We start from the raw sequence: 24,804 nt of genomic DNA on the forward strand, positions 1-24,804 counted from the left end.
TAAGACAATTGAATCCTATTATTATCAGCCTTTATGCAATGTATTCAAGTTTGTGATAAATGGCACATGAATTGCATAACCTCAGATGTCTATTAAAAATTAATTATTCTACCAGGAGGTTACATTATGAAGAGAAATTTAATATTAAGTTGGTTATTTACCCTATCTGTTTTATTGATAATGGGTTTAACCAGCTGCGAAGGCCCAGCCGGTGCTGATGGTGCGGATGGTACTAATGGAGTTGATGGCGCTGATGGCAAAGACATAACATCAACTGCTTGTTTGACATGCCACAACGACGACGTAATAATAGAAAAACGTGCTGAATTAAATATGCATGATCATGCAACTATGGCAAACTCTCTAAGCCGCGGTGGAAGAGCAGGATGCGGAAGATGCCATTCCCATGAGAATTTCAGAAATTTTGTTGAAACAGGTGCCGACATGAGTTTGGAAACTGTTACTGGCTTGACCTGTGAATCTTGCCACACACTTCACGATAGAGATAACGTTGCTGACTTCTCTTATGGCGTGCATGTAACAGATCCTCCTGAGACCTTAACAGGTGTAAGTATTTCTTTTGGTGACAGTGTTACAACTAATTTATGTCTGCAGTGCCATCAACCGCGCCGCGATTTAACAGCCTATGATGAAACACCTGAAGACGGTTCCGATAACGTTTCAATTACAAGTAGCCATGCAGGACCACACTATAGCCAAACTGGTTCAAATCTTTTTGGGCTTGGTGCTGACGACAGAAATGGTACTATTACATTAGATCAGGGACCAATGCTTCACGCCACAGGCGCAAGTTGTGTTTCATGCCATATGGGTGCAAATGCAAATCATGAATTTGCAGCTGTTGTTGATAATTGTACAGCATGTCATGCTGGTGCGACAGATTTAGATATCAATGGTGCAGCAACAAAGATGATGGATGCACTCCACGCCATTGAAGACAAACTAGTTGAAAAGGGTTGGTATGAAGTTGATGATGAAGACGGTAGTTTGCACAGTCTTGCATCAAGCAGTACTCCACTCGATTTAACAGGCGCAGAATTTACAGCGTTCTGGAACTATAATATAATTCATGCAGATCATGGTGCTGTTTATCATAATCCACCATTTGCTAAGGCTGTAATAAATAGTGTTGAAGAAAACCTTGGAATGCCAATTACAGTTTGGTAACAGGAAAACACTCTAAATATAATTAGATTTGGTTAATTAATTAAAAGCCCTGAGAAATCAGGGCCTTTTTTTTGTTGAAAGTTTTATTTTTAATGGGTAAGATTATATACCCAAAAACTAACGGAAACGCATATGAAAAATATATTATACTTAATCTTAGGCAGTTTTTGCTTTCTTTCGGCTCAAGTAAATATTCGGGGTAATCTTTCAACATCACTGTATTCTTTTGAATCAGCCGGTAATGAAAATAATCTGAATTTTTATCAGGGGCTGTATTTTAAAGTTACACCGGAAAACAACCCGGACTTTTATTTTAAATCTAATCTCAGGTTAATCAAAACCAGCAACCCATCTGAGTGGAATAATAAAGTTTATAATTCCCACATTGGGTGGCGCACTTCTTTGATGAAAACAGAGTTAAGACTTGGACGCCAATTTGTTTATTCCGGGGTTATTAGCGGAACAATGGATGCACTCTACCTTTCGCTTTCTCCGGTAGCAAATTTAAATATGAAATTTGTTGGCGGAGTGGTTGCCCCATTTGATCGCAAACCCGAAGTAACACAATGGGATGATGGCAATGTTTTAGGTGCTTACACCTCTTATAGGTTTGACAAGGCTCTGAAAACAGACATTAGTTATTTCCAAAAAACACGAAATGAAGAGCTTTATTGGCAACAAGCCGGCGCCTCTTTTTCAGGGACAATGAATCAGCTATTTTATCGTGTAAAGTACGATCATAATTTACTCACATCAGAATACCAGGCTATTCGTAGCAATCTTACGTATTATCTGGATCTCTGGTCATTTTCGGCAGAATATAGCAGCCAAAGACCAAGAGTTTACGAAGACTCATTTTTTAGCATTTTCAAAATTAAAGCCCATAATCAAATCCGTGTCGCGGCAACAAGAAATATCAGCGAATATCAAGTCGGATTGCAGTTTATTAATACAAGCTTTGAAGAAGGTGAATCTTCCAACCAGGTTTTAGCAACATTAGGTAATAAATGGGGCATTTTAGGACTTATTTATCAAGGCGGATATGGAGGCGATAATATTGGTATATATGCTGAAGTAAAATACCAGTTATTAAACAATCTCAAATTAAACCTGCATAGCAGCCACTATAAATACCAAAGGCAATCTGTACAGATTGATGAAAATGCAACAGCATTTATGGCCGGATTACAATACCAAATGTTAAAATCATTACGGCTCGATTTGCAACTTCAGGAAAGCATAAACAATGCTTACGAATCAGATCTTCGTGGTCTGTTTAGATTAAATTACTCTTTCAAATATTAAGACGGATGAAAATTATGCGAACAAAGTATCTGATTATTCTTATCTCTCCCCTGCTATTCCTATTCTGGGGTTTTACAATCCAGGATCAGGTTCCGTCAAAAAGTGAATTTTCCCATAAATATCATATTGAGGATGAGGAACTTGCCTGTAATGATTGTCACACAAATGTTAACACCAGCACTACCGGCACGGATGATTTAATGCCTGTACAGGATGTATGTGCAGATTGCCATGAAATTGATGATGAACCAGCTGTCAAAGCATCTATGCAAATGCAAAGAGTGACAGAATACAGCACTCTGTTTTCACACCAATTGCATTCTGAAAAAGAGTTTAATTGCGTTGATTGCCATGGTGATGTATCTCAAAACGAAGTAGGGCAAAAAGCACTTACACCTAATATGAAATCCTGTATGGATTGTCACCAAACTGAGCAGGCCGAAAATACATGTTATACATGCCACACTACTGATGAGCAATTAATGCCAGCAAATCACAACTTAACTTTCATACATAATCATGGTGATTTAGCCAGAAATGATATTATGACGGTTAGCGGCGAAATGAATTGCCAAACCTGCCATACAAAACAGTATTGCCAGGATTGCCATGAAGGCGAAAATGTTGACAGAATGATTCACCCATTGAATTTTGAATTTACACATGCCTTGACCACCCAAGGTAAAGAAAACAATTGTATTACCTGTCATGAAGAACGTTCGTTTTGCAGTTCATGCCACATCGAAAATGCTGTAATGCCACATAACCATGTGCCAGGTTGGGCTAACCAAATCCCGGGTGATGGCGGACTACACAGAATTGAGGCGACCATCGATCTTGAAAATTGCATGTCTTGCCACGAGCATAATGCTGAACAGATTTGCGCACAATGTCACAATAACTGATGGATACTATGAAAACACAAATTATAAAATACGCTCTGGCTTTATTGTCATTAACTTTCTTATTAGCCTGTTTGGAAGAAAGAAATCCTTTTGAGGTTCCAACACATCCCGAAGGTTGGATGGATAAAAGTTCTGATATTTTTCATGGGACAGCTGTCTTTTCAAGCGAATTCTATTCTGAAAATTGTCAATCCTGCCATGGTGAAAATTATGATGGCGGAACATCAAATGTTTCCTGCTCTGCTTCCGGATGCCATGGAAGCTATCCGCACCCGGAAAATTTTGCCTTTAGTGCAACTGAAGAATTTCATGCGGATTTTATTCGTAACAATATCAATTGGAATATTAATAAATGTCAAACATGCCATGGCTCCGACTATAAAGGCGGTGAAAGCCCAAATGAAACAATAGCCAGGCAAAAAGATTGTACACGCTGCCATACCCAAAATGACAATCCATTGGCCTCCGGACCTGAAGCATGCAATACCTGTCATGGAAGTATAAACAACCCAGCTCCACCTAAAGATTTAGCTAAAAATGAATTGACATCTTTTATAGGAGTTGGTGCACACCAAGCACATTTTGACACAACATTTACAACAGCATTTATTGGCGATTGTAAATTGTGCCATAGTGAACCAGAAATATTAAATCACCCCGGCCACATTGATGATAACACACAATTTGCAGAAATGGTGTTTGACCAATTTGTTTCGGATTCCGGAAATGTAAATCCTACCTGGGATCATGAATCGGCCACATGCAGTAATGTATATTGCCATGGCGCTTTTACATTTGAAAAAGCAAATAGCACGAATTCCTGGATTTATATCGGTGATGATATTAGTGGTAAAAATCCAAATATGGTTTGGAATGATGTTGGTAGTGGTCAGGCCGATTGTGGAACTTGCCATGGATTACCACCGGCAGGTCATCTTCAAAATACAGCTTGCGAAGCCTGCCATAACAGCGTTGCTGGTCCCGGACTTACAATAATTAATAAAAGTCTGCATATAAATGGAAAGATTGATTTGAACAATTAAATTCTATTTAAATTAAAAATCCCCGGTTGCTTAATAACAATCGGGGTGATAAGAAAAAGAACCAAAGCTAGGAATAAATGTTGTTGTTTTATTGCCTGTATTAAAACAGTGGGTGTTTATAAATTGAATTAAAAATCGAAAAGTTGAATAAACTATGAATCACTTCCAAACTGGATTCCCATTTTTTTAAGCAATCCAAATGGAGGTTCTCCTCCTGCAAAAATAAATACATAATCATTTTTTATTCGCTGCTCTTTATCCTGATAATTTATAACAACATCTGTTTTACCAATTTCTTTTACACCGGAACTGAACATTACATTAAGTGTTTTTTCTTTTATCATTTTATTAACACGCTCTTCATTGCGGGTTTTTATTCGGAAAAATTGCTCTTTTCTGTAAGACAAAGTAACTACATTCCCTTTTTGCCTGGCAAGTCCCATTGCCGCTTCAATAGCACTATCGCCTCCGCCAACAACAAGCACATGGTTGTTTTGATAGGTTTCTGCATCCATTAGCTTATACATTACTTTAGATTGTTCTTCACCAGGAACATTTAGTTTACGCGGAGTGCCACGACGGCCTAAAGCCAAAACAACTGTTTGTGCCTTATTGGTTCCATTTTGTGTTGTAACTTCAAAATGACCATTTTCCCTTTTGATATCATGGAGTTTTTCACCAACGACCGGCTTAATATCAAACTTTTCTTCGATTTTTTCCCAGATTTCCAATAGCTCTTCTTTAAAATATTCCGGTTTCGTAAGCGTTCCATACAAAGGAATTTCAACAGGTTTCGTCATAACAAGTTTTTTGCGTGGATATTGTAGAATTGTGCCACCTGCACCCTGTTGATCTAAAAGCTGACATGAAAGGTTATTCTTTTTAGCAGTTAAAGCAGCGCTTAATCCTGCAGGGCCCGCCCCGACTATCAAAACATCTTTTATGGAATCATCAGAAGATGGTTTAATATTTTTTGAAATATGTTCTACAACTTTACTGCCCTGGTTTATAGCATTTTTTATAAGTGCTAAACCTCCTAATTCCCCTGCAATATATATCCCCGTAATATTTGTTTGGAAATGTTCATCCATAAATGGAATGTCATCCCGTTTGCTTAAGTCACCGAGGCCGACAACCAAGCCCTCTACCGGGCAAGCTTCTTCGCATAATCCATGACCAACGCATTTTAACCCATTTATTATTACGGCTTTACCCGAAACTATCCCAAGTACACTGCCTTCCGGACAAGCTGCTACACAGGCACCGCAGCCAATACATGCCAAAGAATCTATTTGGGGATGCTGAGCAACAGCTTTGGTTGCTCCCAGGCGAACAGCTTCTTTTCTCCGGGCATGGTCCGCTTTGCGGGATTTTCTTTCCTTAATTAAATATGGCAGGACTATTACTAAAATAAGAAAAATAGTTCCACCCCAAATTATTAGGTTTTCCATAATTGCTCTTTAATTAACAGGACGATATTTCTAAATGGCAAATTGTAATTGCATTGAAATGGTAGGAGTTAGTTTTAATAAAACAACTTTTAGAAACGGTAACCAATTTCTGAAAAAATCCGGTGTCCCTTACTATCATCGCCCCAGGTATATTCATAATTATTGGATAAATAAAATCTAAATGGTAATTCAATCTGGCCATCCAAGCGGGCCCATTGATTTAAGCGTTCATTCCCGCCAGTTTTTAGATTATAAAAATAATTACCGTAATTCAAGCGTAAAGAATGCCCACCTCTAAAATATTTAGAAACAGATATGGATGGACTCATACCTTCTGTATAGAAATTTGAAAATCCGGAAAAACGTGTTGCCAAAGTCATTCGCTGTTTAAATAAATTGGCTATACTAAAGCCACCGGTATAAGAATATGTAAGATCACGGTTTGAATCCCTTTTCCTCGCGCCAATATTGGTAAATACACGATAATTTTTAAGAAACCTCCAATTAAATGAAACGCGCATTCCCTGGCGTAAAGCATCATTAAAAAGGCCCTCTACCAGATTGCGTGTTTCATATGTAAAATAGTTTTTTCGGTTGTCATAATTTAATCCAACATACATTTTATTTGTAATGTTATAACGCCCATTAATATAAACACCAGTCAGGCTTATTGTTTCCCCGGTGGCATCTTTACGCCAATCGCGATTGATATCCAGCTCAAGGCTCTGATAAAAATTCCATTTTCTACCGGAATTATAGCTGTTTTGAAAATAGAGAAACTCCCTGCTTACGGTAGAACCATGGTATGCACCGGCTAAAGCAAGTGTTGATTCAAATCTTTGCTGCCCATAATCGCCACGTACATAGTTAAGATATAGTCCATACTTCTGAAACCCGGTTTGAACGCCGGAATATTGCCATTCAGGTTGAGTCCCGCCAAAAAGCCCCCAGTGGAATTTATTTGTGACATTGTGTTGCAATAACAGGCCATCGATATAGCCTACACCGCTAAACTTGTTAGAGATAATCCGACCCGCTTTATAGTTTAGGAATGATGAAGGATTATCGTATGAAAAGGAGACTTCATAAATCCGGTTTCGCCATTCTTTTGCTGGTACGTCACTGCTAATGGAACGTGTACGTTTATTATACCTGGACCGTGCTTTTATTTTAAGATTATATGCATCATCCCACATATTTTTTACTTTAAGTTTAAACCGAACTGTAGGCTGGTTAAAATTATTTCTTACATTTTGAGCGTCAACAAACTGGTACCACTGGGCTCCTAAATATCCGGAAACACGTGTGGAGCTTTTTTTGCTTTTCTTGTTTTTTTTCAATTCCTGCCTTGTGCGTCTGCCATTTGTTTCTTTTTCAGTTTTGGGAGTAATTTTTATAGGATTTATTTTGACAGATGCTCCTACTGTTATTGCACTTTTTCCGGATACTATTTCACAAGAGGCAGAATGTTCCGCTACATAAACAACCCTTAACCTGGCAATTGACTTTCCATTTTTTATTATATCGAGAATATCGTTTACATTTACTCCAACTGCTTTACCGGCATCAATATACACCTTGTCTGCAGAAATATATTTCACTTTTACAGATTTTGTTGTTTGTGTATAACCTGATATAACAAAAACCATTGAAAAAAGGACAGCGAACAAAAGCCTTTGCCCTGATTTTATCTTTCGTTTATAAAAGAAATGAGATATTCTTCTCATAATATTTCCTTTAATAGCATTAATCACTTCCATTAGGATGACATGTATAACAGGCCTGGCTTTCCCATACATAATCTTTCTCTTCTTTGTGTTTATCATCCATTTCACTCTGGCGGTGTTCGTGACAGTTTATACATTCAAACTGTTTGAAATCATTGGCATCAACATGACAATCCGAGCACAAATCCCACTCCTCGCGGTGTTTACCGGAAAAAATAGGAAAGAATTGTTCATCATGATCCCAACTTGCAGGAACCCACGCGGATGTTGAATGACAATCTTCACAACTGTTTGGGAAGTTTGCTGCATTATGGTTTGGATCCGTTGTATTATTATAATCTAAATCGTGGCAGGCAAAACAATCGGTTGGAGCATTTTCAAATCCATTTGTATGACAAAGAGTACAATCAATTGAAATATGGGCACCGGTTAATGGAAACTCTGTTTTATTATGATCAAAATCTGCCGGGCTCCAGGCATTGATGTTATGGCAAATCGTGCAATCAAAATCAAAGTTATTTTCAACATGGTCTGGGTAAACCACATTATCATAATCCTGCCTGTGGCAACTAACACACTCTTTTGGAATCGATTCAAGCTTATTATTTAAATGACAAGCCTCGCAATCCAAATTGCCATGACCACCAGTCAAAGGAAATAGTATTGAATGAACATACGTGTCTGCTTTCCAGGTTGTGGCGCTTGGTTGATGACAATTGTTACAATCAAGGTTAAACCCTGCTTTTTGGTGCTCCGGACTTAAGGTGTTCATATAATCATCCAAATGACAACTTTGGCATTCAATTGAAAGATTGGCATACTGGCGTTGTTGCTCTGCAATATGGCAGGATTCACAATCCAGGTTTGCGTGTACCCCAACTAGAGGAAAGTTGGTTTTATTATGTTCTTTAAAAACCTGATCTCTGTTTTCCCAACTATGAGCTGTATGACACGATTCACATTGGTTACCCAATTCAGCCTTATGAAAATCCGTATGACAATCTGCACAGGCTGTTCCAACATCATTAAAAACGAGTGTATTATGGCAGTCAATACATTCTACATATTTATGCTCACCGTCAATGGAAAAACCAACCTGATCATGATTAAATTTGTGCCTGGGAACGTCTCTCCAATCGGATGTTATATGACAAACTTCACAGGCAATATCCAATTGATCTCCATGAGGGTTTGAAATGCTGCTCTGGGCATTAACAAAAACTGAATTAATAATAAAAATGAACATAAATATCTTAGTACATCCTGCCATCGGATTTCCCCTTTGGGTGACATCTAAAACATTCCTGACTATCATAAGAATAATCATTTTCATCTTTATGTTTTCGATCCATATCTGTCTTGTTATGCTCGTGGCAATTTATACACTCGAACTGGCCATAATCACTTATATTTTCGTGACAATCGATACAACTATCCCATGCTTCTTTATGTTTGCCAGAAAAAATTGGGAAATATTGATTATCATGGTCCCAATTTGCCGGTGTCCAGGCAGATGTTGTATGGCAATCTTCGCATGTACCCGGGAATTGAGCTGTTCTATGATTTGGATCGGTTGTCTCATTATATTCCTGCTCATGGCAAGCTATACATTCCATTGGTGTATCATCAAATTTGGTAGAATGGCATAATGAACAATCTAAAGTAGCATGAGCACCCTCCAATGGAAAGTCAGTAATGTCATGGTTAAAACTTTTAACTGGTTCCCAAGATGTTGTATTATGGCAAACTGAACAATCATTATCAAAATCATTAGTCACGTGGTCCGGATCTTCCACGCCTTTAAAATCTGTTTCGTGACAAGACCAGCAATCTGTTGGTAATTGTTCTGAATAACCCTTTGTGTGGCAATCTGCACAATCCACTGATGTATGCGCTCCGGTTAGTGGAAAATCTGTTTCTGAATGATCAAAGTTTGCCGGAGTCCAGGCGGAGCTGCTGTGGCATTTTGTACAATCATGATCAAAATCATTGGTCACGTGGTCCGGATCTTCCACACCTTTAAAATCTGTTTCGTGGCAAGACCAGCAATCTGTTGGTAATTGTTCTGAATAACCCTCGGTGTGGCAATCTGCACAATCCACTGATGTATGCGCTCCGGTTAGTGGAAAATCTGTTTCTGAATGATCAAAGTTTGCCGGAGTCCAGGCGGAGCTGCTGTGGCATTTTGTACAATCATGATCAAAATCATTGGTCACGTGGTCCGGATCTTCCACACCTTTAAAATCTGTTTCGTGGCAAGACCAGCAGTCTGTTGGCAATGTTTGGGTATAACCTTCAGTATGGCAATCTGCACAATCCACTGATGTATGCGCCCCGATTAATGGGAAATCTGTTTCTGAATGATCAAAGTTTGCCGGAGTCCAGGCGGAGCTGCTGTGGCATTTTGTACAATCATGATCAAAATCATTGGTCACGTGGTCCGGATCTTCCACGCCTTTAAAATCTGTTTCGTGACAAGACCAGCAGTCTGTTGGTAATGTTTGGGTATAACCCTCGGTGTGGCAATCTGCACAATCTACAGATGTATGCGCCCCGATTAATGGGAAATCTGAATTGTTATGGTCAAAAGTTGCGGGTTCCCAAGCATTTTGACTATGGCACACAACACAATCTAATTCAAAGCGATTTTCCACATGGTTCGGATCATCCACATTATTATAATCTTCTCTATGGCAGCCAACACATTCTCTTGGTATTCCGGTTAGTTGATTATTTATATGACAATCTGTACATAAAATATTTTGATGAGCTCCCTCTACTTCAAAGCCGGATTGTGCAAAGTGATCAAAACTGGTCCCTTCCCAACTAACCCCATTATGGCATTCGTCGCAAACTGTTGGAAATCCAAAAGTCAAATGATTCGGATCTGTCGCCTGGTCATAATTTTTCTTATGGCACACATAACAATCCGTATCTGTTCCGCCAAAATTATTTAAATGACAATCGGAACAATCCAGGCCTGAATGGCCGTCTTTAAGGGGGAATGTTGCCGGGTGCTCAAAAATGGCTGTTTTCCAGATTGAAGTACTGGGAAGATGACATTTCTGGCACTCCAAATCGAACCCTGCTTTTTCATGTGATGGGCTTATAGTTGCTGCGTAATCGAGAATATGACAGCTTTGGCATTCAACAGAAAGATTTGCAAATTGGCGCTGTTGTTCATTTATATGACAAGATTCGCAATCCAGGTTGGCATGTACGCCAATCAACGGAAAATTTGTTTGGTTGTGCAGCTCAAAAACCTCACGCCTGTTTTCCCAATTTTGCGAATTATGACACGACTCACAATCAATGCCAAGTTCACCTTTGTGGATATCGGTATGGCAATCGGCACAGGCAATTCCTACCCGGCTAAAAACCAAACTTTTATGACAAGAGCTGCAGTCGGCAAATTTATGCTCACCAATCAAGGGATATCCGACCTGATCATGATTAAACAGGTGGTTTGGAACATCATTCCAATTTGCAGTTGTATGGCAACTTTCACATGAAAATTTTAAATCATCACCATGTGGACTAGTGATTGTGTTTTGAGAAAACAGTGCGCTTGCCATTAAAATTAAAATTGAAAAAATTTTCATGGATATTCAGTTTTTCCTTTTTTCTACTTCACCGTATTTAAATAATCGGTTCTATTTGGTACGGTTTCTATTAAGCTCTTTCAGGTTTGTATCTAAATGACAAGACTCACATTTAGTCTCTAACGGCTTATATCTTACAAATAATTTTCCATCTTTGTTTTCATTTTTATGACATTCCTTGCATGCAACAAATTGATGGCCGCCTTCCAGGCTGAATTTAGAGTTTTTTTCATGATCAAATTTTTCTGCAAACCAGTCTGTTGATGTATGGCATTTTGCACAGTCAGTTTTACCGGATTTATCAGTAAACTGTCCCTGGTGCTGATCTTTATGACAAGATGAACATGTTGTCTCAACATCAGTAAACTTCCACATGTCCGTTGATTTTTCATCTTTTTTATGGCAGGAAATACAGCTGGTTGTTTCATGCCGTCCATTTAAAACAAACTTTGTTTTACTGTGATCAAAACTTATTGATGACCAAGACTGTACACGATGACAAAATTCGCAATTATCTTTGTCTTTAAGTGAGGAATTTTTTCTTGAAATTTCCCTTGTTTGCCCTTTATGAACATCCCGGTGACAATCAATACATCGTGTAGATTTAAATGAGAATTGTGTTATTTTTTCACGCCGTCCGGAAAAAACGATTTTTTTATGACAGGCGAAACAAGGCACCGCAAGATGACTTCCTTCAAGCGGATAATCACATTTTTCATGCATTGCAGTTGTAAATGTAGATGGTAAAAAACCATTTACAGTATGGCACTCCTCACAAGCTCCTTTTTGGATGCGACCGTTAAATTGACCTCGATGCGTATCTCGGTGGCAGTCTTTACACTCATTGAATTTTTTTATCTTTAGCGGTTTGCCCGGTTTATGGCATTGCTCGCATTGTAGCTTTTTGTGTTCACCTTTTAAAGGATATTTGGTTTTTTTATGGTCAAAGTTTTTCTGAGAGTAATTTGCCCATCCCGATGTATTATGACATTTTGTGCAATTAGAACCAAACTTGTTTTTATGGATATCTGTGTGGCAATTAAGACATGAATTGAATTTTAAAGGTGAAAATTTTAAATAACTATTGTCATCTGAAAACTTATTATCTGTAACAGATTTATGGCACTTTTCACACTTTACATTTCTATGTTTTCCGGTAAGTTTATATTTTGTTTTATTATGATCAAAATCGGGAGCAGGTTTCCAGCCATTCATATTATGGCAGCTTAAGCAATCGGTTTTCAGCTGTCCACGGTGCTCATCATGATGACAGCTCAAACATTTATCGCCCAGCCCTAAAAAAGTTCTCATTAAATCTTTCTTTTTATCTTTTAATTTTTGAGGATCAAGAATATTTTGAGGGTTATGACATTTACTGCATTCCAGCTCTTTATGTTTTCCCTCCAGTTTGTATCCGGCTTTATTATGATCGAAATTTTCTTTTTCTTCCTCCCAATAAATCATCTCATAGTTTTGCCCTAAATGATCTACGTGGCATGTTTCGCATTGACGGTATTCTTTATTGGAGTGTAAGCCTTTATTATTTTCAATACGTTCTTTAAGAAGTGTATGGCAGGATAGACAATTATCAGGATTAAGCTGTTTACCTTGTTCATGACAGCTGGTACAGTTTTCAATACCTTCCAGGTGCATGTGGCTTTTATGAAGGTCGCCAGGAGAAAGCTGGGCAAAGCTAATTGAAATGCTCAAAAAAATAAATAATATAACTTGAATAAAATGCTGATGGTAGAATTTGCCACAAAGACCTGCAGGGAAGTTACAACGTGGTTTCAAAAAATTTTACTCCAAGAATTAAAACAAAATGCTAACTATTTAATAGTAATTACTTTTTTAAGCTAAAAAAAACAAAACTCTAAAGAAAATCATTTCACACAACTTCCCCCACATGAAAGAGAGCAAATAGTAAACAAAGTTCATGCCAAATAATCCATGGTAGAAAAAACTGACTATTGAACAAGAAGACAAATCCTGCCGTGCACATTATGCACGGAAATACTATTAAGTGAGAATTATATGACACTAAAGTGTGGAATTTAGATTTAAATTATCTATATTTGCGCAATGTATCTATTAAAAATAGCAGTTTGATGGAGCATCTTCGTCTTCTTAAAATATTTTTACTTATCCTGTTTACTAATTTCTTTCTTAGTTGCCTGGATGATGTACCACATGACAACCCGTTGGATTCGCATAATAACCAGGGATTTGTGTTGCAGGGAAAAGTAACAACCTTTTATCCACCGGTACAAACCATTTCAAATGCAGTAATAACTCTTTTTCCTGATGAGACAAAATTCTTTTCAAACGCTGATGGTGAATTTGAGATTTCCGGACTATCGCCTGGTAAATATACTGTCTTATGTTCAGCGGAAGGCTATGCCCAGGATTCAATTACAGTCGATATACAATCTAATATTAATATCGATTTCCACTTGGATGGTTTACCGTTTTTTGAGAATATTTCATTGACTACACACCATGAAATACATTCTTTCCAAGCTGAAGATTTTTTCTTTCTAAATATTGAAAGCATGGTAAATGACCTGGATGGAATAGCTGATATTAACAAAGTTTTTTTTGAAATCCCTGAGGTTTCTGTAATCGACACGCTAGAACCAAGCCTTGATGCTGGACTTTTTAGAAAATGGCTAAGTATTGATGACCTACCGGTTAGTACCATCCAAACACTTATTGGACGTGCATTTATTCTAAACGTTTCCGATGATGCCGGCACAACAACACAATCTGAAAAGCGCTTTTTAACTCGGGTGATTGAGCAAACTCCGAGCCTAACTGCGCCTATTAGTTTTCAAACTGAATTTTCAGATACACTAATATTTGAGTGGCAAAAATTAAATCTATCCTACTGGTTTGAGTACACTATTGAAATTTCTCAAATTATTCAAGGCAGCCCGGTAAAAGCTCAGGATATAAGTAATATTAGCGCTTCTGAAAATAGTATTGCAATTGTAAACACACTTTCCCGCGGCGATTATACTTGGCTAATAAAGGTTACAGACGAATTTGGTAATACAAGTAGCAGCTCAAGCAATGGTCGCTTTCACATTAATTAAACAGGTAATTTCATGGCATTAAAAAATCCATTTGAAACTTTGCTTGCAATAAGCGAAGAAATCAACTCAACACACGAAATTAGTGTATTATTAGATCGCATTATGGACTCGGCATTACGGGTTTTGGATGCAGAACGAGGATTCATTTTATTAAAAAACAAAAGCGGAGACAGTAATTACGAAATAGTTACAGCGCGGAATTTATCAAATGAAAATATTGCATCCATTAAAGATCATTCATCCAGTGTAGTGAATAAAGTTTTACAATCGCACGAGCCCCTGATTAGTGTTGATGCGCAACAGGATGATCGTTTTAGTGGGGCAGAAAGTATCGTAATTCAAAAAATTCGATCCGTAATATGTACTCCGCTTTTGCTAAAAGACCAGATAATCGGCGCAATTTATATGGATCGCCAAATGTCAGAAGATCAATTTGATGATGACAGCCTGCAGTTTTTAAGTGCTTTTTCTGCACAAGCAGCAATCGGGATTCAAAATGCCCGTTTATTTACAGACCTTCAATCAGAAAACAAAAAATTAAAAAACCAGATCTCATTAAGCGATCGATTCCCTGAAATAATAGGTAAAAGTGAATCCATGGTTCGCATGTTCGAAATGGTTCAAAGTGTTGCTTCCTCAACAGCCACAGTTCTAATCGATGGTGAATCTGGTACCGGCAAGGAATTAATTGCACGTGCAATTCATAATAATTCAAATCAAAAAGACATGCCATTCATCCCTATTTTTTGCGGGAGCCTTGCTGAAAATTTATTAGAAAGTGAATTATTTGGGCATAAGAAAGGCGCATTTACTGGTGCAAGTGAAAACAAGCCCGGTTTATTTGAAGAAGCCAATGGAGGCACTGTTTTCCTGGATGAAATTGGTGAAATTAGTATGAACCTGCAAACAAAACTTTTACGTGTTATTCAGGAAGGCGAGTTGAAAAGAGTTGGAGAAACAAGTGTACGCAAAGTAGATGTAAGGATTTTATCTGCTACAAATCGTGATCTTGAAAAAGAAGTTGCTGAAGGCCGATTCAGGGAAGATTTATTTTACAGGCTTAATGTAATAAATATAAAAATGCCTCCACTTCGCCAACGGCCTGATGATATAATTCTACTAGCCGAACATTTCTTAAAGATCTTCTCGTTTAAAAATAAGAAAAGTTTCACTGGTTTTACTAAACGTGCCATTAATTATTTGCAAGAATATAATTGGCCCGGAAATGTCCGCGAGTTGGAAAATACAATAGAACGGTCCGTCATTTTATCAAATGGCAAAGAAATAGACATTGAAGCTTTTCAACTTCGCAAAACAGAACCCAAAATGCCAATTGGAAAAACGCTGAAAGAGATAAATAAATATGCTATTTTAAAAACCATTGAAATGACGGGAGGAAACCGTACGAAGGCTTCAAAAGTTCTTGATGTTTCCAGGCGCTGGCTGCAATACCAACTTAAAGAATGGGACATGATTGATGAACATTAAGAATCATGAAATCATTCATGAAATTAGCCGCGGTGCGATTACAACGGTTTATAAAGCAAAACATCTGAATTTAGACCGTATTGTCCTGCTTAAGGTTTTAAACCAACAATGGCTGAAGGAAGAAGATCTGCTAAAGCGGTTTAAGCAGGAAGCCCAAATTAGTGCTCATTTGCAGCATCCCAATATTGTAAATGTATACGATTTTGAAATCTCACCTGAGCTTGTTTTTATTTCTTTAGAATTTATTGATGGCCAGACACTAAGTGATTTAATAAAAGATGCAAACACACTACCCATTGACAAAATAACATTTATATTACATGATGCTTTAAAAGCACTTCAATACGCGCATAAAAAAGGTGTAATACATAGGGATTTAAAGCCAGATAATATTCTTATTGATCAAAACCTAAAAGCATCAATTACAGATTTCGGTCTTGCTTCTTTTAATGACATCCCTGCAATTACAGAACAAGGTCAAAGCATGGGCACACCTGCTTATATGGCGCCGGAACAAATTCAGGGTAAACCGGGAAATGCTCAAAGTGATTTGTATAGTCTTGGGATTACGCTTTATGAGATGTTAAGCAATACGTCACCTTTCCTAAAAGAAAATACAGCTGCGACTCTTCAAAGCATCTTGTCAGACGATCTTAAAGATATTTGCTCTTTCCGAAATGATATTCCAGATTGGCTAATTGCTTTGACAAAAGAATTAACAAACAAAAAAGTGGAATCTCGATCTCAAAATGCGACCACCATTTTAGAAAAATATTTTAATGAAAAGAATGATGTACAACTGGCAACAAATGGGCTGAAAAATAAAAAGGCATTCACCTATTTTGTTGCGGCCTTAATAATTACCTTTTTTGTTGTGATTTTTTTTAATACGGATAGTGAAGAGAATAACCCTTACACCACCTCACCTCAACTGGAAGTATTAACTGACTCAGTTTCAGAATCTAAAGCAGAAATTACTAACAACAACCCAGAAAAAAATGACAACGAAATTTCGAAAGTTGAGACGATAGATAATCCTGAGAAAGAAAATGTCTCGGATTTAACCCGGACAAAAAGAGAAGTAAAAAGGGATACATTTGGAGGTTTTTATGTGATTTGTACTCCTTGGGCCACTGTTTTTCTAAATGGCGATTCGATAGATACAACACCAATGAAAGAGCCTATTCAGGTTAAAACAGGTAAATATTTAATAGAACTTGTCAATCAAAATTATAAAACCCAGCTTCATGAGGTTGAAATAAAAATGAATATAGTCGACAGTCTAAATATCCGCTTGGAACCAAATTTCGGTTATTTAATGGTAAAAGCATCGCCATGGGCAAAACTATTTATAAATGGATCATATAAAGAAGATACACCTTTGCAAAAAGCAATAATTATACCTGCTGGAAAGAACATTATAAAATTACAAAACCCGACTTTTAAAACAATCACAGACACAATATTTGTTGAAGCCGGAAAAAGCATTGAAAAATATTATTCCTTTATTAATTAATGGCACAGAGTTTGAAATAGAAAGTTTTGTTTATTTGATCTTTGGAGCAACATCATGAATAGATTTATGAAAATAATTGTCATAACACTATTATTGATTGCCGGATTAGGCGCAGGTCAATGGAAGGACCGTGCTGTGCTAAATGTACCGCGTGCCGGTGCAGCAGCGGTTACCTGGGGCGGAAAAATATATGTTTTTGGAGGTAAATCTTTAAATAACAATGTTTTAAACAGCGTAGAAGTTTACGATCCTTCCTCAGACACCTGGGATAGCACCATAGTTGATCCATTTGTCAATGCTCGATACAATACATCTGCTATCGTTTGGGAAAACAAAATATATCTTGTTGGCGGCAGGACAAATGACGAGGTAGAAGATAATGTTGAAATATACGATCCTGTGCAAAATAAGTGGGAAGAAGCGCAAGAATTGCACGAAGGGCGCGAAGGTCATTCTGTGAACATAATAAATGATCTGATTTATACGATCGGTGGACAAGAAGAAAACTATCATTATGTAGATGATATTGAATATTACAATGATCTTAAAGGTGAGTGGGAAGACGCAGAATTTGAAATGGAATATCAACGGGCAGCCCATTTTGCCGAAGTTTTTAACAATGACTACTACATGTTTGGCGGGTATTACTTTGGTTTAACCAACACCATTTACAAAACGGTTCCGGACTCTAAAGAATATGCATGGGTTTTAATTGACACCCTTGTTGAGCCACGGGCATATGGGGCCACAGCCCGCATAGGATCTTCAATATATATCCTTGGAGGAGAAACCCGCCATGGAAAAACAAACCGTGTAGAGATTTATAATGCTGAAACTGATTCACTATATGCAGGTGTTAATTTAACCGAAGCAACCAGCGGAATGGCATCAGCAGTTCTGGATTCAAGTATCTATATTATTGGAGGATTTCAGGGACCTGACAATGAGATAATTGATCATGTTAAAGTTTACAATTCAAATGTAACCAGCATTAGAAATGAGTTTTTAACCACTCCCACAAAAACTCTTTTAGCCAAAGCCTATCCTAATCCCTTTAATGGCAGCATTAAAATTGAATTAAAGATCCCATATAGTGAACAAATGCAGATTGGAATATTTAATACGTTGGGCCAACAAATACGTTTTCTTGAAAATAAAAAAGTAAACCCTGGAAAATATTCGGTTTTTTGGGATGCAAAAGATAACAGTGGAAGTCCTGTTTCCTCAGGACTATATTTCGTCATTGTCAAAACTCAAACACAACACCAGGTTTTGAAAATAACTTATGTTAAATAGAATTGTCCTGTTTTTCTCCTGTGTATTCATATTTCAAACTAACCTGTTTGGTCAATCAACGGATTATGAAGTTTTTCAACTTCGCTTCTTATATGATGAAATTAAATTTGAAGAGGTTATTTTATCGGGGCAAAAATTGCTTAAAAACCCGGATTTAAATAAGAGCAAATTAATCGAAATCCATAATTTTATGGCTCTTTCGTTCTTCAATTTAGGAAAACAAGATTCTTCACGCGCGCACTTTTATTCTGTGCTTTCAATTAATCCTGCCTTTGAACCTGATCCAGTAAAAACATCTCCTAAAATCCTGTCTTTCTTTCAGGATATAAAACAGAATTTTCAAATGGATCGAAATGATCGAACTGCTATCCCCTACAAAAATTATATTTTCGTTAAGGATATCCGCCCACAAGCGGCGTTAAGATCATTAGCTTTTCCAGGTTGGGGACAACTTTATAAAAGGGATGACCAAAAAGGATATATTTTGGGTGGTGCCTTTGTGGGTAGCTTATTAACAACAGCCGTTACCTACACTCTGGAGAGAAATTTGAGGCATGACTATTTAAATGAAAATAGCACAGCTAAAGTAGATAACCGTTACAGAGATTATAACAATATGTCCAAAGTTCGAAGGGTATTTCAGTATACAACCATTGGCATTTGGGTGGCATCAATCGCTGATGCTTTATACTCAGAATACACACCTGCCATTTTAGTAGATGATGAATATGTAGCTTTTGCACTTCAAGTTAGATTCTAAAAACTTGCTTTAAACCAACTACTTTAACAATCTCAATTGAATTACATCCATGTTGAAAAATATTGGTTTCTACTTAACTTGCTTACTTTCATACCATGCAATTCATGGTTTTTCGCTTCATCCACGGAGAGTGATTTATACATTTGTATTTTTTTTAATAACACCTCTTTCGATCGTAATCCTCCACGTCTTTCAACAAGAATTCCGTGCTGAAAAATAAGTGTTGTTGGAACTTGTGTAACCTTGTATGTTCTGAGGACTTCTATATTACATTCAACCTTCAACTTAAAGAAATTAACTACTGTTTTGTTTTCTTTAACAACTGCTTCTACTATTGGCGTCATTTTTCTGCATTTTGAACAGCTTTCTGTCCAAATGTAAACAAGAACTGTTTTCTTGTTTAGAATATTTTCTGAAATATTTTTAAACATTAGTTATCTCCAAAAAAAATCCCCGGTATTTAGGAAGGTTACTTGGGGCTAAACATACCGGGGACTGTGGGATTATTTACCTACATTTTAGCGAATTAATGTCATTTTGCGGCTAAAGGTATTTGCACCTGTGGATAACCTGTAAATATATAATCCACTCGCTACATTATTTCCAAACTCATTATTACCTTTCCACTGAAAATTATAGCTTCCCGCATTTAGCAATCCACTAAAAAGTGTTTTAACTTTGCGTCCGCTAATATCGAACACATCCAGCTTTACAAGACGAAAGCCATCAAAACCGATTGTAAATGAAATTGTAGTTTCTGGGTTAAACGGATTTGGGTAATTTGATTTTAAATCAAACACTTCCGGTAAATTCCTATTTTCATTTGGATCAGTAATTGATGTTAAAGCGTTGGTTCCCAATTTAGATTGCAAAAGCTGAGGGCTTCCGGTTGCGTTCTCAATGGCCCAAAGCGTAACATCATCACCTGGTTGATATTGACTTAGATCCGTTGGTTTATAATTATTATCAAGTATAACTGATGATTCTGTTAATTTGTATTGTGGCCCATCTATCCAAATATGATCTGAACTAATTGCTGAAATTAGGCCGCTTACAACCATTAGCCCCGGCCGATTTTCAAGTTCAATTTTCACGGCATAGAAGCTGCCATCGGCTTGTAATAAACCCTTAATTTCTACAAGATCGCCTACACTCAAGGAATCATATGAAATTGGATTTCCCTGTAAATCGAGCACAACGGTATTGCTATCCACAAAAAACGAATATTCGTTAACAGTAATTGAATCTGTAGACAAAAACTCTATAAATCCGGTGAACTCAATTTCATCACGGTTACGATCTTCAACTTTAATTCGTACAGCCCAGAGGTTTCCATCAGAGCGGAAATACCCTTTTATTTCGACAAGTTGCCCAACAGAAAGCTGATCAAATGTGATAATATTATGATTATCATCCATTACAACCGTCATGCTATCAACAAAGAACAATGTCTGTTCAACCTGAATTTGATCATCCGCAAGGAAAGTAATTGTGCCCGTAAACTCCACTTCCCTGTCATGGAAACGCTTTACTTTAATACGGCGGGCATGGATTATATGATCTCCAGTCAGGCGGCCTTTAACTTTAACACGCAAGCCTTTTTCCAAATCAGCAATGCCAAGAGAGTCGTGATTATGATTTGTTATTTCTGTTCGGTCATCAATATTTACGTGATAACCCAAAAGTTTAATAAAATCATTTCCGACTGAGTCGATTATTCCGGTTATTTCTATTTTACTTTCATCATCTTCTACTTTAATGCGGATTGCAATCAGGTTGCTGTCAAAAACTACTGCTTTTACTTCAACATACATGCCGGCGTGAAGATCGCTAAACTCGCCTAAAACATCGTGGCGGAGTTCAATTAAGGTACGATCATTTACATGGATAATATGATTATTTATAGCAATCGCATCACTTAAAACCGAATCAATCGTTCCGCTAAATTCAACTTCATTATCATCATCGTCATCATCATGATTACGCAATTTTATTTTTGTTGCGATTAATGATGAATCATTGTGCCAATATCCTTCAACTTTTACATCCATTCCTATTCGTAAATCTGCAAATACAAGACGCAGATCGTGTTCTGCTTTTATTCTGGTATTAGCTGTCACTATAAATGTGTAGCTGTTTACTGTGATAGTACTATCACCGATTTCTGAGATTAAGCCTTCCGTTTCAAGCTCATGATCATAGTCATCGTCATCCTCATCATCCTCATAGTCGTCATCAGATTTGGATTCCCGCTTAATCTTCTCAGCATAAAATCGGCCATTCCCTTTTGCCCGACCTTTAACTTCAACATAATCACCAACCCGGAAATCGGAAAAAGATGCATAATCTGAGTCATCATCTTCAATTTCGGTATGGTTAGTTACATCAAAGATAAACCCGTTTACAACCAGGCTATCCGCACCAATTGATTGTATATAACCTTCCGTTTCAAACTCAGAATCATCTGCTAGTAATTGACCTGCCATAAATAAAAAAGCTGAAACAAAGATAATCAGAGGCCTCCATATCCGGCCTGAACTTATAGCTCTGTTCATAATAAATCCTCCATATTGTTATTGTTCAGACGCCATATTTCAATAAATATGCCAAAGGTACAAACCCTTTATTTATAAGGGTTTGTAAGTTATTTTAGTTTGAAGAGAATATTTTAGGAGTGAATTATAAAACAGAATAGTGCACGATTTGCGCTATAATTTAAAAGATCCAGGTATAACCCAGCCAAATTGAGACGCCTGTATGTATCAACATAATTACATACATAATTATAGCAAAAGGTTTGTGAAATACATGCCAGTAATGAAATAGTTTGTGTACCTTGGCCCAGATCATTATGCGGCGATCATACAAAGCTTTTTCAGTTAAAAGTTCTACAAACTGTTTTGATTTATTCTTGGGGATATTTCGCCGGCGTTGTAATTGTCTCTGGATAGATCTGCTTTTGAAAAAACGTGTAATATCTGCAAAAAATATTGCAAACAAACTACCCCTAACTGAACCGGAAATTGCCTTTTCAAGCTGATTAATTTCATCTATTGATATGTCATAAATTGCCTGTAATTTTTGGCCAATTACATCACTCGCTTTTTTAACATCATCCATTGAAAGTTCCTGACCGCGAATTGTACGTGGAATTTGAACATAGAGATAACGACCTACAAACCCACTTAGTGCTACAAGAACCATGGACCAAAAACTTACAGAAACAATTCCGTTCAATTTAAAAGTAGAATGCAGGATTATTAGCAAAGGGCCAACTGTTCCAAAAAAGATATGGATATCAAGCCAACGGCTTATTGCTCCAATTTTCCCAAAAATATTGGTGCGTTTTCTTAGCGAGTAGAATAATAGAAGGATCATCATTGCAGAACCAATTATCCCAACACCATGTCCAAATAGACCACCGGGTTTTAAAAAACGGTATTCTGCATGACGCGGTCTTAGTTCTAATGGAAGAATATAATAATCCCAATACGTGAACAATGCATATCCAATAAACAGAAAAGAGATTAGATACAATGAATATTTAAGAAATTTAAACATTTAAAATCTCGCATTTACTATAACAAAATGAAGATATTATTTAGGCATTCGAACATTTACTTAATCCATTTGAACAAATCGCAAGAACAGAAATAATAAAAAGTGAATATATAAAAAGATATATATCAAATCACATTTCAGAAAAACGGCTGTTTAATTTTGAATTTCATACTTATATACATATATTCCCGCCGCAATTTTTTTATCTAAAATAATATTTTACATTTTTATGAGGTTATTTTTCTTTTGATTTCAACTAATAAAATTACAATGCAATTTGGGGCAAAACCCCTTTTTGAAAATATTTCTGTTAAATTTGGTGATGGAAACCGTTATGGATTAATCGGCGCAAATGGCTCAGGCAAATCAACATTTATGAAAATTTTGGGGCACGATCTTGAAGCATCTTCTGGCTTTGTAACCTGGGAACCAAATAAACGGGTTGGTAAACTAAGGCAGGATCAGTTTGCATTTGAAGATTACAGTGTTATCGACACCGTTATAATGGGGCATGGAGAACTATACAAAATTCGGGCTGAGCGTGAACGCTTATATGCCCTTCCGGAAATGAGTGAAGAAGAAGGAATGCAGGTAGCAGATCTGGAAGTTTCGTTTGCAGAAATGGATGGATACACAGCCGAGGCAAATGCAGGTGAATTGCTTCTTGGAGTTGGGATCCCGTTGGAACAGCATGAAGGTCCGATGAGTGCCGTGGCGCCAGGATGGAAACTTCGGGTTCTACTGGCACAGGCATTATTTGCAAACCCTGACATTCTTTTATTGGACGAGCCAACAAACAATCTTGATATTAATACAATCCGCTGGCTTGAAGATGTTATAAACCAACGTAATTCCACAATGGTCATTATCTCGCACGATAGACATTTCCTTAATAGCGTTTGTACGCACATGGCCGATCTGGACTATGGTGAACTGAGGCTTTTTCCGGGTAATTATGATGAATACATGACAGCCGCGAGTCAAGCCAGGCAACAGATGCTTTCCGATAATGCCCGCAAAAAAGCACAGATTGCGGAACTTCAATCTTTTGTTAGCCGCTTTTCTGCCAATGCATCTAAAGCCAGGCAGGCAACTTCACGTCAAAAACAAATTGAAAAAATAAAACTGGAAGAAGTAAAACCTTCGAGCCGGGTTAATCCGTACATTGTTTTTGATCAGGAAAAAAAATTGTACCGTTTAGCAATGGAAGCCCATAATATCAGCAAAGGCTTTGATGAAGGGCCATTATTCGAAAAACTTGAATTGATGATAGAAGTGGGGGAACGTATTGCGATTATCGGGCCAAACGGAATTGGAAAATCCACTTTATTGAGAACACTTTTAACAGAAATAAAACCAGATAGCGGGAATGTAAAAATATCCGATAATGCAAATATTGGCTTTTTTGCACAGGACAATGCCGATCAGTTTACATCGGACTTATCCCTTTTTGACTGGCTTAGTCAATGGAAAAAAGCAGAAGATGACGAACAAGTTGTACGGGGAGTTTTAGGCAAGCTTCTGTTTCGTCAGGATGAAGTAAAAAAAGCTGTAAATGTTATTTCCGGTGGTGAACAGGCTCGGATGATGTTCGGAAAACTAATGCTTCAAATGCCAAATATTCTTTTTATGGACGAACCGACCAATCACCTTGATATGGAATCTATTGAATCATTAAACACAGCTTTGGAAAGATATCCAGGAACTTTAATTTTTGTTAGCCATGATCGGGAGTTTGTGTCATCGGTTGCAACAAGAATCCTTGAGTTTACAAATGATGGATTAATAGACTATACAGGAAATTATGAGGATTATCTGATAGCCAAAGAAAATAAAAAAATAGTTAATACAATCTAACTAAAAGAAA

Annotated in this window: 18 protein-coding genes; 10 read left to right on the forward strand and 8 right to left on the reverse strand. The window is 37.2% G+C overall.

The features are described 5' to 3' along the window. The first annotated feature begins 126 nt into the window (after positions 1-126). The 4 genes from HND50_12600 to HND50_12615 all read left to right on the forward strand — a co-directional run bounded on the left by HND50_12600 (position 127) and on the right by HND50_12615 (position 4,441). Complete coding sequence (locus HND50_12600; GenBank protein ID NOG46073.1) at positions 127-1,188, forward strand: hypothetical protein; 1,062 nt, start codon at positions 127-129, stop codon at positions 1,186-1,188. A 132-nt stretch (positions 1,189-1,320) separates the two neighbouring features. Then, the gene (locus HND50_12605; GenBank protein ID NOG46074.1) at positions 1,321-2,493 is read left to right on the forward strand and encodes a hypothetical protein; all 1,173 of its coding nucleotides are present in this window, start codon (positions 1,321-1,323) and stop codon (positions 2,491-2,493) included. A 14-nt stretch (positions 2,494-2,507) separates the two neighbouring features. Further along, the gene (locus HND50_12610; GenBank protein ID NOG46075.1) at positions 2,508-3,398 is read left to right on the forward strand and encodes a cytochrome c3 family protein; all 891 of its coding nucleotides are present in this window, start codon (positions 2,508-2,510) and stop codon (positions 3,396-3,398) included. Positions 3,399-3,406: 8 nt separating this feature from the next. Then, positions 3,407-4,441: a cytochrome c3 family protein gene (locus HND50_12615; protein ID NOG46076.1), complete on the forward strand. Its 1,035-nt coding sequence runs from the start codon at positions 3,407-3,409 to the stop codon at positions 4,439-4,441. Between the two features lie 152 nt (positions 4,442-4,593). Here the strand turns inward: HND50_12615 and HND50_12620 are convergent, their stop codons facing one another. From HND50_12620 to HND50_12640, 5 genes are all read right to left on the reverse strand, one after another. After that, positions 4,594-5,892: an NAD(P)-binding domain-containing protein gene (locus HND50_12620; GenBank protein ID NOG46077.1), complete on the reverse strand. Its 1,299-nt coding sequence runs from the start codon at positions 5,890-5,892 to the stop codon at positions 4,594-4,596. An 89-nt stretch (positions 5,893-5,981) separates the two neighbouring features. Then, complete coding sequence (locus tag HND50_12625) at positions 5,982-7,619, reverse strand: hypothetical protein (GenBank protein NOG46078.1); 1,638 nt, start codon at positions 7,617-7,619, stop codon at positions 5,982-5,984. Positions 7,620-7,638: 19 nt separating this feature from the next. Beyond that, positions 7,639-8,889 carry a hypothetical protein gene (locus tag HND50_12630; GenBank protein NOG46079.1) on the reverse strand — a complete coding sequence of 417 codons (1,251 nt, stop codon included), beginning with the start codon at positions 8,887-8,889 and terminating at the stop codon, positions 7,639-7,641. Further along, positions 8,873-11,221, reverse strand: a complete 2,349-nt coding sequence (locus HND50_12635; protein ID NOG46080.1) for a hypothetical protein — start codon at positions 11,219-11,221, stop codon at positions 8,873-8,875. Before HND50_12635 ends, HND50_12630 begins: the two co-directional genes overlap by 17 nt. Before the next feature lie 51 nt (positions 11,222-11,272). Beyond that, a complete protein-coding gene (locus HND50_12640) occupies positions 11,273-13,015 on the reverse strand; it encodes a cytochrome C (protein ID NOG46081.1) in 1,743 nt (580 codons plus the stop codon). Positions 13,016-13,329: 314 nt separating this feature from the next. Between HND50_12640 and HND50_12645 the strand changes: the two genes are divergently transcribed. From HND50_12645 to HND50_12665, 5 genes are read left to right on the forward strand one after another with little or no spacing between them, the layout of a single operon-like run. Beyond that, positions 13,330-14,316, forward strand: coding sequence for a carboxypeptidase regulatory-like domain-containing protein (locus tag HND50_12645; protein ID NOG46082.1), 987 nt, complete (start codon positions 13,330-13,332; stop codon positions 14,314-14,316). A 12-nt stretch (positions 14,317-14,328) separates the two neighbouring features. Beyond that, complete coding sequence (locus HND50_12650; protein ID NOG46083.1) at positions 14,329-15,804, forward strand: sigma 54-interacting transcriptional regulator; 1,476 nt, start codon at positions 14,329-14,331, stop codon at positions 15,802-15,804. Next, complete coding sequence (locus tag HND50_12655) at positions 15,794-17,320, forward strand: serine/threonine protein kinase (protein NOG46084.1); 1,527 nt, start codon at positions 15,794-15,796, stop codon at positions 17,318-17,320. Before HND50_12650 ends, HND50_12655 begins: the two co-directional genes overlap by 11 nt. Before the next feature lie 54 nt (positions 17,321-17,374). Next, a complete protein-coding gene (locus tag HND50_12660) occupies positions 17,375-18,616 on the forward strand; it encodes a T9SS type A sorting domain-containing protein (protein NOG46085.1) in 1,242 nt (413 codons plus the stop codon). Next, a complete protein-coding gene (locus tag HND50_12665; protein ID NOG46086.1) occupies positions 18,606-19,376 on the forward strand; it encodes a hypothetical protein in 771 nt (256 codons plus the stop codon). Before HND50_12660 ends, HND50_12665 begins: the two co-directional genes overlap by 11 nt. 41 nt (positions 19,377-19,417) lie before the next feature. Here HND50_12665 and HND50_12670 read toward each other — a convergent pair whose 3' ends face one another. The 3 genes from HND50_12670 to HND50_12680 all read right to left on the reverse strand — a co-directional run bounded on the left by HND50_12670 (position 19,418) and on the right by HND50_12680 (position 22,937). Beyond that, positions 19,418-19,807, reverse strand: a complete 390-nt coding sequence (locus HND50_12670) for a thioredoxin family protein (GenBank protein NOG46087.1) — start codon at positions 19,805-19,807, stop codon at positions 19,418-19,420. A gap of 87 nt (positions 19,808-19,894) precedes the next feature. Beyond that, a complete protein-coding gene (locus tag HND50_12675) occupies positions 19,895-21,931 on the reverse strand; it encodes a T9SS type A sorting domain-containing protein (protein ID NOG46088.1) in 2,037 nt (678 codons plus the stop codon). A 160-nt stretch (positions 21,932-22,091) separates the two neighbouring features. Further along, the gene (locus HND50_12680) at positions 22,092-22,937 is read right to left on the reverse strand and encodes a hypothetical protein (protein NOG46089.1); all 846 of its coding nucleotides are present in this window, start codon (positions 22,935-22,937) and stop codon (positions 22,092-22,094) included. Positions 22,938-23,183: 246 nt separating this feature from the next. On the opposite strand from HND50_12680, the gene HND50_12685 reads away from it, so the two are divergent. Then, complete coding sequence (locus HND50_12685) at positions 23,184-24,794, forward strand: ABC-F family ATPase (GenBank protein ID NOG46090.1); 1,611 nt, start codon at positions 23,184-23,186, stop codon at positions 24,792-24,794. Positions 24,795-24,804 lie beyond the last annotated feature (10 nt).

Source organism: Calditrichota bacterium (genome assembly GCA_013112635.1).
Classification (GTDB): Bacteria; Calditrichota; Calditrichia; order Calditrichales; family J004; genus JABFGF01.